This window comes from Micromonospora sp. NPDC005367 (assembly GCF_040606825.1).
Taxonomy (GTDB): domain Bacteria; phylum Actinomycetota; class Actinomycetes; order Mycobacteriales; family Micromonosporaceae; genus Micromonospora.
In genome coordinates this window covers 88397-96909 of record NZ_JBEXFP010000023.1, presented here as the reverse complement: position 1 = coordinate 96909, position 8513 = coordinate 88397, and the positions used below count along the sequence as shown (strand labels likewise).

Genomic DNA, 8513 nt, shown 5'->3' with positions numbered 1-8513 from the left:
ACGAGCTTGATACCTGAGAGGCATAAATATGCCTCTCAGGTATCAGGCTCCCGGGCAACATAGCCTCGACGGCCCGCACACCGACGACCCAGGCCCCGCTGGCACGCAGCCGGAGGCTCGAATCGCGGCGTCTGCGAGGCGGCCGACAGCTGCAGGGAGCTCCGATCCTCCGCCGCTCCGCGGTGGTGCCGCGGGCAAGTCCCAGGGCTGCCATGACAGCCGAAGGCCGACCCCGCCGTACGCGGGGCCGGCCTTTTCACCGCACGCGGACCCGGCTTTCGGCGTGCTCAGTGCGCCGCGCGCACCGCCGAGACCAGTCCGCCGGCGCCCTCATCCCGTTCGGGCGGGGTGAGCACCGGACGTCCGTAGGCCTCGGCGCGCTCTCGCAGGGTGAAGGTCTCCGCCTCCCAGCCGAGGCCGTTCAGCCAGCGGACCGGGTCCTCCGGCGTCTCCGAGACCCACATCGACGCTGCCGATCCCGGAGCGGCGTCATCGCGGAAGCGTTCGACCACACCGCGCACGCCCAGCGTCAGTCCCATCCTGCTGCCTGCGGCTGACAGGGCGCCGACCCGCTCGAGCAGCAACTGCACCGCGTCCTCGGGCAGATAAATCAGCAGTCCCTCCGCGATCCACACCGTCGGCTGCGCCGGATCGTGCCCGGCCGCGGTCAGGGCGCCGGGCCAGTCCTCCCGTAGATCGACCGGGACGGTGATCCGCTCGCAGCGCGGAACGGCTCGCTCCTGACGCAGCACCGAGGCCTTGAAGTCCAGCGGCTCGGCCGTGTCGACCTCGAACAGCCGGGTCCCCGCAGGCCAGTCCATCCGGAAGGCCCTGCTGTCCATCCCGGCTCCGAGCAGCACGACCTGCTGGACGCCGGACGCGACCGCCTGCTCCAGCAGGTCGTCCAGGAACTTCGTCCGGATGACGATCGAGAGGGCCACGCCGAGCCAGCGGCGCCGCGCCGCCTCGTCCGCGCGTGGGGGCGGCGGCGTCCCGGGACCTCTTCCGCCGGCCGTGGCGAAGGCCAGCGCCAGCGGGTCCCGGAACAGCGGCTGGTCGCGTGCGGTCTCCATCGCCCGCACCCGGGCGACGCCCACGGCTGTGGCCCACACCCCGGACGGCTCACCCCGTCCCGCCGCACCGGTCATGCGTTCAACCTACTGGGCAGGGCGGCGAAGATCACGGAGGGCCTCGAAGGGCTGCCGCACCAGCTCTGATTGCCGGCGGCAGGCGTCCTGCGACGCGTACCTTCGGATCCGCATGCCAGGTTGCTGGTCGGACCGGACGTACGAGCGTCGGGTGGGCAGTGGCATCGGGAGAACCATCGGCTAGACTCCTTGATTGTTGCAGGCGCAAATATCACGTCGGCAACTATCCAATGAAAGGACTTGTCCGATGACTAAGCTTGCTGTCATCTACTACTCCTCCACCGGCACCATCCACTCGATGGCCAAGCGGCTCGCCGAGGCCGGCGAGAAGGCCGGCGCCGAGGTGCGGCTGCGTCAGGTTCCGGAGCTCGCGCCGGCGGAGGCCATCGCCTCCAACGCCGCCTGGAGCCAGCACTTCGACGCGATGAAGAACGAGCCGAAGGCGACCGCCGACGACGTGGTCTGGGCCGACGCGGTGCTGTTCGGCACCCCGACCCGCTACGGCAACGTCTCCAGCCAGCTCAAGCAGTTCCTCGACACCCTCGGCCCGCAGTGGCTGCAGGGTCTGCTGGCCAACAAGGTGTACGCCGGCTTCACCTCCACCATGACCGCTCACGGCGGCCAGGAGTCCACGCTCCTCGCCCTCTACAACACGATCTACCACTTCGGCGGCCTGATCGTTCCCCCGGGCTACACCGACCCGGTGAAGTTCGCCGACGGCAACCCGTACGGTGTCTCGCACGTCACCGGCGGCAACAACGACGCCCCGCTGGGCGACGCTCAGATCGCCGCGCTCGACCACATGGCCGAGCGGGTCGTCACCTTCGCCGGCAAGCTCAGCGCCTGACCGATTCACGTGTCGCCCGGCTCGCGGTACCGCAAGCCGGGCGACACGTGCTGGTCGAGCCCCACGTACCTCAGGCCGATTTCGCCAACCTCGACAGCACCCGGCCACCCTCGTCACCCCCGCCGCCCCGGATCTGATCGCGCTACCTGGCATCGGCGTCGACACCGCCGAGCAACTGCTCGTCACAGCGCTACCGGGATCGAACCAGTTACCTCATCGCTGTGACTGCGTCGTGGTCTGGTCGGCGGCTCCCGAGGTCACGGGCTCTGCCGACGCTCGGCTCGATCTGGCTCACTCGCCGCACTCAAAACCGCGAGCGCCCACCGCCTCGCCAACGCCGCCCTCAACGGGCAACCCCTCGCCTGGCTCACTCCACCTTCGCCGCCGGCGTAAGCCCTGAGCAGTCGTTGGCCTGCCTTCAGTGCGTCATGGTGCGCGCCGCCTAGACCCGTCGCCTGTAAATCCGGGCGCACCCGTCCGCTCCCGTTCACATACGTCTCTGACGTTGGGCATTGATCCGGTCGCTGTCGACAGCCACGGGGGCTGCCCGCCTCCGCGTGGCGGGAGTGGTCCTCCGGTCAGTGGGTCCTGTGAAACTCGATCAGGTCACAACTGTCGGGGTCGCCCTCAAATCGGTACAGCCAGGGCTCCTCCCGGTCGCCGGAAATCCACACCTGGAGGTCCCCAAGCGTCAAGTCCTCGGTGCTCGCTGATTCGAGATCGAGCGTCCACCTGCCCTCTTCCGAGCGGTCCGTGGCCCCGGGCAGATTGCTAGCGCTGTAGCGCCCATCTTCGCCTAGCTCGATTCTTCCGCCCTCAGGCCTGGTGTAGACACCTGCCAGATCTGCCATGGTGATGTCGTCGGGAGGCTCGGGTACGCACCCAAAAAATCGAGAACATCCTGTGACGGTCGTTGGCACGAGCATGCTGAACGCCAGGGCGGCGGCAAATCGCCGGGATCTCCCCATCAAAGGCTCCGTCCTGCCCAGCGGAAATGAACCAGGCGGTAGTGGGCCCCAGCAGCGCCCTACTTGAGGGCGCTCGGGACCGCAGCCGGCCCAGAGGCTCGTGGCCCAGCGCCTCTCCGGTGTGAACGCGGGCACCGAACGTCTTTGGATGTCTTCCGATGCCGTCTGCAGTCATAGAGCAAAACTGCAGCGCCATCCGGTACCGGCTCCTACCGCCCGTCGTTGACAATCTCGCCGTTTCCTACTCGGAAACTAGAAGGCAGCAGCGGTCAGTCCGGCCAGGAGTTTCTGGTAGGCGGTGGGATGGACGATAGGGATGCCGTACTGCTGGGCCTTCTTAGCCTTACCTGACATGGTGTCCGGGTCTGCAGCGACCAGAAGGCACGTCTTCTTCGTGACGGTGTTGCCCACCCTTAGGCCCGCAGCTTCTGCTTCCTCTTCCCACTCCCACCGCGGCGGCTCCATCGCGCCGGTAAAGACGACAATGTCACCGGTCTGCAGCGTGAACGCGTGGGGCCGCCGCTGCTGTGGGATGGCCGTAGTTCCGGCGGCCAACGCCTTGTCGACGTCAGATTGTTGGAGGCCGAGCAACCCGGCCACCTGGTCTAGGTCGTGGCGCTCATCTGAGGTCAGTACGCCGTCTTCAAGCGCGATCCCAGCCAGACTCGCCAGGTAGGTTCGGTGCAGGTGCTCGACGTCGACCCGGGCAAGCCCGAGCGCCTCCGCCGCAGCTACAAGTGCGTCGGCCTCCGTGGCCGAGATGTGCCGGTCAAGGAGCGCCTGGTCGAGCATGTCCATGTAGGCGTCGCCCTGCGGCTCGTGCAGTCGGGGCAGCCGGTCGACCAGTCGGGCCAGGAAGTGCTGTTCCTGCTGGCCTGCGGCACGTCGTTGAACGGCGACCACAGGGTGAGTCGCGATCGCTGGCCAGGTGAGCTCGGCGGCCGCCGTCACTGCAGCTGCCCACGGGGGCGGGCTCCCAGCTGCTGCAAGGTAGTGAGTCAGGAGTTGGGCGGCGGCGCGGGCGTCATGCAGCGCTGAGTGCGCCTCGTACGGCCGGAGTCCGGCGGCACGGCAGCAGTCGTGCAGGCTGCGGCCGACCCAAGGCAGGAAGTGCGAGGCCAGCCGCATCGTGCACAGACCAGGGGTGTGATCGAGCGGTGGGTGAAACCCCGCGCGTTGGTACTCGGCATTTAGGAACTGGGCGTCAAAGATCAAGTTGTGGGCGACCAGCACACGACCCCGCAGCATGCCCGCGAGGTGGCCAGCAACCTGGTCAAAGCGGGGAGCCCGCCGCGCCTCGGCCGCAGAAATCCCATGGATGAGTTGTTGACCGAGGTCCCGATCCGGATTGACCAGGCTGCACCACTCGTCGGTAATCCGACCGATCCCGTCAACGTGGACAACGGCCACCTCCACGACTCGGTCGTGCCAGCTGGCACGAAGACCCGTGGTTTCAACGTCGATGACTGCGTACACGTCGCCCCCTACGCCGAGACCAAAAAGGTGGCAGTAGCGGCGTCACGAAGCCGCGCCAACCAGCGCGGCGGCAACGGCTGCGGGTCACCCAACGACCGCAGGTACACACGGCGGTACCGCGTCTGCTCGGTGTCCTGCCACAGCTCGGCGGTATTGGCGACGGCGGCGGTAAGCGACAAGGCCTTCACTGCAACCGGTGACGCAGCCCCCGCGTGGGCCTGGTCGGCCCACCCGAGGAGCTCCTGTTGGTCTGGCACCTCGCTGGGCCACGCAAGCGGAACAGTCTTCAACTTGGTGCTTGCCGTGTGCTGCTCCACCGCGGCCGCGTAGATGGACCTGTGTTCGCTGATCTCTGCCAACAGTTCGGGGATGGTGAGGATGTTGCCTTGAAGGGTGGTGAGCAGTTCGGCTGGCAAGAACTCCGAGATCCTGGCCAGGATGTCGGTGGGCATCGTTTCGTCCCAATCGACCAGGCATCGGCCCTGCAACATTGACATGATCCGACGCAGCTGCGCCGGATCCCTTGCGAGTTCGTCGAAGCGGACTACCCACGCTCCCCCTGCTCGACCCGTCGGGCTTAGGCGCCACACCGCCAGGGCCTCGCCGCCGTCGCTACCGGGCCCGACGGCCAAAACTCCATGGCCGCGCGCACCGAGCACATAGTCCAGCGGTACGGACAGCTCGCTCTCGAATGCCTCCATGCCGAAGCTCCTTGCAGGTCACCAACAACTCACACGGGGGATCATCACCGTAGCGGGCAGGCAGCGATATCGGGGGTCGGCCACAGGGACGGGCTTCTTGCCCGGAACGACTCTGCAGCCCCATGGCGTTCACTGTCGACATTCGCGACCGTTGCTTGCCTTCGAGCGGCATGCGCGGATCGTAGAAGTCTCGCGGCTGATTGTCCGCCCGCCAGCAGGAATGACGGCCAAATAGAGACACCGCAACCCCCATCCGCTGTCTCCCGTCGACCCCTCCTGCGGCGGGCCGCGCCCACTGTGACAGCTGGCGTGGGACATTGCCGGATCGAGCGGAGGTCCGCTCGCTCAGACAGGCCGGGGCCAGCCCGGACGTCGCGCTCGGACGGGCTCGTCTTCCCAGCCTCCTTTCGGGACGTGCGGTCGTCGCGCAGCGGGTACCTTGCGGACGGACGAGCTGAGGAGGCCGCAGGCGACTGCTGGTGGCTTCTCGCCCAAACGGCTAACCCGGCTGCGAGAGCTACTGGAGCGTCACGTCGAGTCCGGATTCGTCCCGGGTGCGGTGGCCGTTCTCGCCCGCAAAGGCGCGAAGGCGCGGTGCACATGGAAGCGGTGGGCCATCTCGCGTTCGAGGGGGCAGGGTCGAAGACTCCAATGGCGGGGCGACACGATCTGCCGCCTGGGCTCGATGACGAAGCCGATCGTCGCCGCGTGTGCGATCACGCTCGTCGAGGACCTCACCCTCCGCCTCGATGACCCGGTCGACGACCTCCACCCGGAACTGGCGAGCATGACTGTGCTCACCGATCCGCACGGGCCGCTGAGAGACACCGTTGCGGCGAGACGGCCGATCATCCTGCGTGATCTGCTGACCGGCACCCTCGGCACCGGCACGGTCCCGGCCGAGCCGGGAACGATTCCGATCGCCGGCGCGCTGGACGCGCTCGGCTACTCATCGCCGGACGAGTGGATGCGTCAACTCGGCGAGCTTCCGCTCGTTCACCAGCCAGGTGAGCGTTGGATGCACGACAGCGCCGCCAACGTGACCGGCGTGCTCATCGCCCGGGCCACCGGAATGTCCTTCGGGGAGGCCCTGCGTGAGCGGATCTGCGGTCCACTCGGCATGAAGGACACCGCATTCAGCGTGAGCGGTGAGAGCATCGGCCGGCTGGCGACGGCGTACGAGCACGACAACGCCGCCACCGGTGAGCCGGTCGTCGAAGACGGCCCCGACGGGCGGTTCAGCCGGCCGCGAGCGTTCGAATCGAATGGTGGCGGGCTCGTCTCGACCGCCGACGACTACCTTGCCTTCGCCTCGGCCCTGCTCGCCGGTGGCACCCACCAGGGCCAGCGGATACTCTCGCGGCCGTCCGTGGCACTGATGACCGGCGACCACCTGACCCCGGAGCAGAAGGCGATCTCCAGGTTCTGGCCTGGGTACTTCGACGCTATGGGGTGGGGTTTCGGGATGTCGATCCGCACCCGCCGCACGCAGCTATTCCCCTCGGTCGGGAGCTACGGATGGCCCGGCTTCTACGGCACCGCCTGGTACATCGATCCCGCCGAGGACCTGACGGCGATCTTCATGATGCAGCGGGCGCACGCAGGCGACCAGAGACTGCCGATGTGGCATGACCTCTGGACCGCCGTCTACCAAGCGATCGACGACTGACAGCGCGCGCGATACTCCCGGCATGGGTACGCCGTACACTCCTGCCGCCAGGTTCCGCCGCACGCAGGCGGAACGCGTCGATCAAGTGCTGTCCTGGAACCGGACGGACCAGGCGTTCTTCGCGGCCGGCGCGTGCCATGTGCTCGCCTGGGTCGCCGCCGAGCAGTACGCCACCGCCGGTTTCGGCATCGCGGGACTACGTCAGCACCTGGAGCCCTACGTCAGCCACGTGATCATCAGCAACGGCCGCTGGGCCTTCGACCACGATGGTTGGACGCCCCTGCCCGAGCTGCTACGCGCCACTAACGAGTACGAACCAGAGCCGGGCTGGGAGCTACTGCCGATCACGTCGACGCTTCGGGACTTCTGCGCCACGCAGAACCACCGAATGCCGGAGCAGTACGCGCACGACCCGCTGCCACGTGCACGGAGATATCTGCAACAGCGACCCCGCCCGCTGGAGGCGCTGTGAGCCGGACCTGACGGGTGGGCAGGGTCCCTTCCAGACGCCCGCGGCGAAGGACGGAATCCGCCTGTACGCCTACTTCTGCTCGCTCGACCGCACCACCGGGCGATGACGGAGACGACGCTCGCCTCCTACCGTGGTAGGAGGACCGCTCGTACCGGAGGCCGGAGGTCGGGACTGCGGGCGGGCGCTTCGAGGCCCGGGTTCGGCGAGCGTGAGGGCATGACGCACTCATCAGTCTCGTTGCGGCAGGCCTACCACTGGCACCGGCCGCTCATGTTCATGGCCACCACGATGGTGGCGCTCGGGCTCGTCTCCCTGGTCGGCCTGGTCGTCGACGACCGGATGCTGGTCGGGGCGCCGGTCTGGCTGAAGCCGTTCAAGTTCGCCCTGTCGTTCCTCTTCTACGTCGTGACCCTGTCCTGGCTGATCTCCCTGATGCAGCGCGGCCGGCGGATCGGCTGGTGGGCCGGAACCGTCGTCGCCGTGACCGGGTTCGTCGAGGTCGGGCTGATCGCGATACAGGCGGGCCGGGGACAGCAGAGCCATTTCAACGTCGCCACCCCACTGGACACCGCGATCTTCGGGCTGATGGGCCTGCTGATCGCCGTGCTGTACAGCGCCTCGCTGGTGCTCGCCGTACTGCTCATGGTCCAGCGGATGCCCGACCGGGCGATCGCCTGGACCCTGCGCCTGGGTCTGCTCATCGCGCTCGTCGGGATGGGTCTCGGCTACCTGATGGTGATGCCGACGCCCGGGCAGGAGTCCGCCGACCCGGTCACCCTGGTGGGGGCGCACAGCGTCGGGGTGCCCGACGGCGGACCGGGCATGCCGATCACCGGCTGGAGCACCACCGGTGGCGACCTGCGGATCCCACACTTCGTGGGGATGCACGCCCTGCAGGCCCTGCCACTGCTCGCGATCGGGATCGGTCTGCTGGCCGGGCGTCTGCCCCGGCTGCGCGACGGTCGGGTACGGCTCCGGCTGATGGTGGTGGCCGCCGGAGCGTACGCCGGCCTGGTCGCGTTGGTGACCTGGCAGGCGCTGCGCGGTCAGCCGCTGATCCACCCGGACGGCGTGACGCTTGTCGCGGCCGGGACGCTCGTCGCGACCACGGTCACCGGTGTCCTGTTCGCGCTGCGCCGGCCCGCACCGCAACCGTCGACTCAGGACGAGCGTCCCGAGGTGTACGCGTGATCAGCGCGGCCGCCATGTCGGTCCGGTCCGGCGGTGTCCCC

8 protein-coding genes are annotated in these 8513 nt (G+C 68.1%); 4 read left to right on the top strand and 4 right to left on the bottom strand.

Features of this window, described 5'->3' with window-relative positions; translation table 11 throughout:
* Positions 1-287: 287 nt before the first annotated feature.
* On the bottom strand, positions 288-1148 hold the full coding sequence (locus ABZS42_RS18160; RefSeq protein ID WP_355146623.1) for an SAM-dependent methyltransferase: 861 nt from the start codon (positions 1146-1148) through the stop codon (positions 288-290).
* Between the two features lie 247 nt (positions 1149-1395).
* Here ABZS42_RS18160 and wrbA point away from each other — a divergent pair, with 247 nt between their 5' ends.
* Positions 1396-1995, top strand: a complete 600-nt coding sequence (gene wrbA, locus ABZS42_RS18155; protein ID WP_355146621.1) for an NAD(P)H:quinone oxidoreductase — start codon at positions 1396-1398, stop codon at positions 1993-1995.
* Between the two features lie 578 nt (positions 1996-2573).
* Here wrbA and ABZS42_RS18150 read toward each other — a convergent pair.
* The 3 genes from ABZS42_RS18150 to ABZS42_RS18140 form a co-directional block, all read right to left on the bottom strand.
* Positions 2574-2963, bottom strand: a complete 390-nt coding sequence (locus ABZS42_RS18150; protein WP_355146619.1) for a hypothetical protein — start codon at positions 2961-2963, stop codon at positions 2574-2576.
* Between the two features lie 252 nt (positions 2964-3215).
* Positions 3216-4439 (bottom strand): exonuclease domain-containing protein, encoded by a 1224-nt coding sequence (locus ABZS42_RS18145; protein WP_355146617.1) that lies wholly within the window; start codon positions 4437-4439, stop codon positions 3216-3218.
* Positions 4440-4447: 8 nt separating this feature from the next.
* Positions 4448-5140 carry a DUF6218 family protein gene (locus ABZS42_RS18140; RefSeq protein WP_355146615.1) on the bottom strand — a complete coding sequence of 231 codons (693 nt, stop codon included), beginning with the start codon at positions 5138-5140 and terminating at the stop codon, positions 4448-4450.
* Positions 5141-5579: 439 nt separating this feature from the next.
* Between ABZS42_RS18140 and ABZS42_RS18135 the strand changes: the two genes are divergently transcribed.
* The 3 genes from ABZS42_RS18135 (at position 5580) to ABZS42_RS18125 (ending at position 8472) form a co-directional block, all read left to right on the top strand.
* Positions 5580-6809: a serine hydrolase domain-containing protein gene (locus ABZS42_RS18135; RefSeq protein ID WP_355146613.1), complete on the top strand. Its 1230-nt coding sequence runs from the start codon at positions 5580-5582 to the stop codon at positions 6807-6809.
* Between the two features lie 22 nt (positions 6810-6831).
* A complete protein-coding gene (locus ABZS42_RS18130) occupies positions 6832-7281 on the top strand; it encodes a hypothetical protein (protein ID WP_355146611.1) in 450 nt (149 codons plus the stop codon).
* A gap of 216 nt (positions 7282-7497) precedes the next feature.
* On the top strand, positions 7498-8472 hold the full coding sequence (locus ABZS42_RS18125) for a hypothetical protein (protein ID WP_355146609.1): 975 nt from the start codon (positions 7498-7500) through the stop codon (positions 8470-8472).
* The last annotated feature ends 41 nt before the right edge of the window (positions 8473-8513 follow it).

Bases quoted from the DNA above. Each gene is read 5' to 3' on its own strand.
- ABZS42_RS18125 (WP_355146609.1), top strand. From the start codon at position 7,498: ATGACGCACTCATCAGTCTCGTTGCGGCAGGCCTACCACTGGCACCGG.
- ABZS42_RS18150 (WP_355146619.1), bottom strand. From the start codon at position 2,963: ATGGGGAGATCCCGGCGATTTGCCGCCGCCCTGGCGTTCAGCATGCTC.
- ABZS42_RS18130 (WP_355146611.1), top strand. From the start codon at position 6,832: ATGGGTACGCCGTACACTCCTGCCGCCAGGTTCCGCCGCACGCAGGCG.
- wrbA (WP_355146621.1), top strand. From the start codon at position 1,396: ATGACTAAGCTTGCTGTCATCTACTACTCCTCCACCGGCACCATCCAC.
- ABZS42_RS18140 (WP_355146615.1), bottom strand. From the start codon at position 5,140: ATGGAGGCATTCGAGAGCGAGCTGTCCGTACCGCTGGACTATGTGCTC.
- ABZS42_RS18160 (WP_355146623.1), bottom strand. From the start codon at position 1,148: ATGACCGGTGCGGCGGGACGGGGTGAGCCGTCCGGGGTGTGGGCCACA.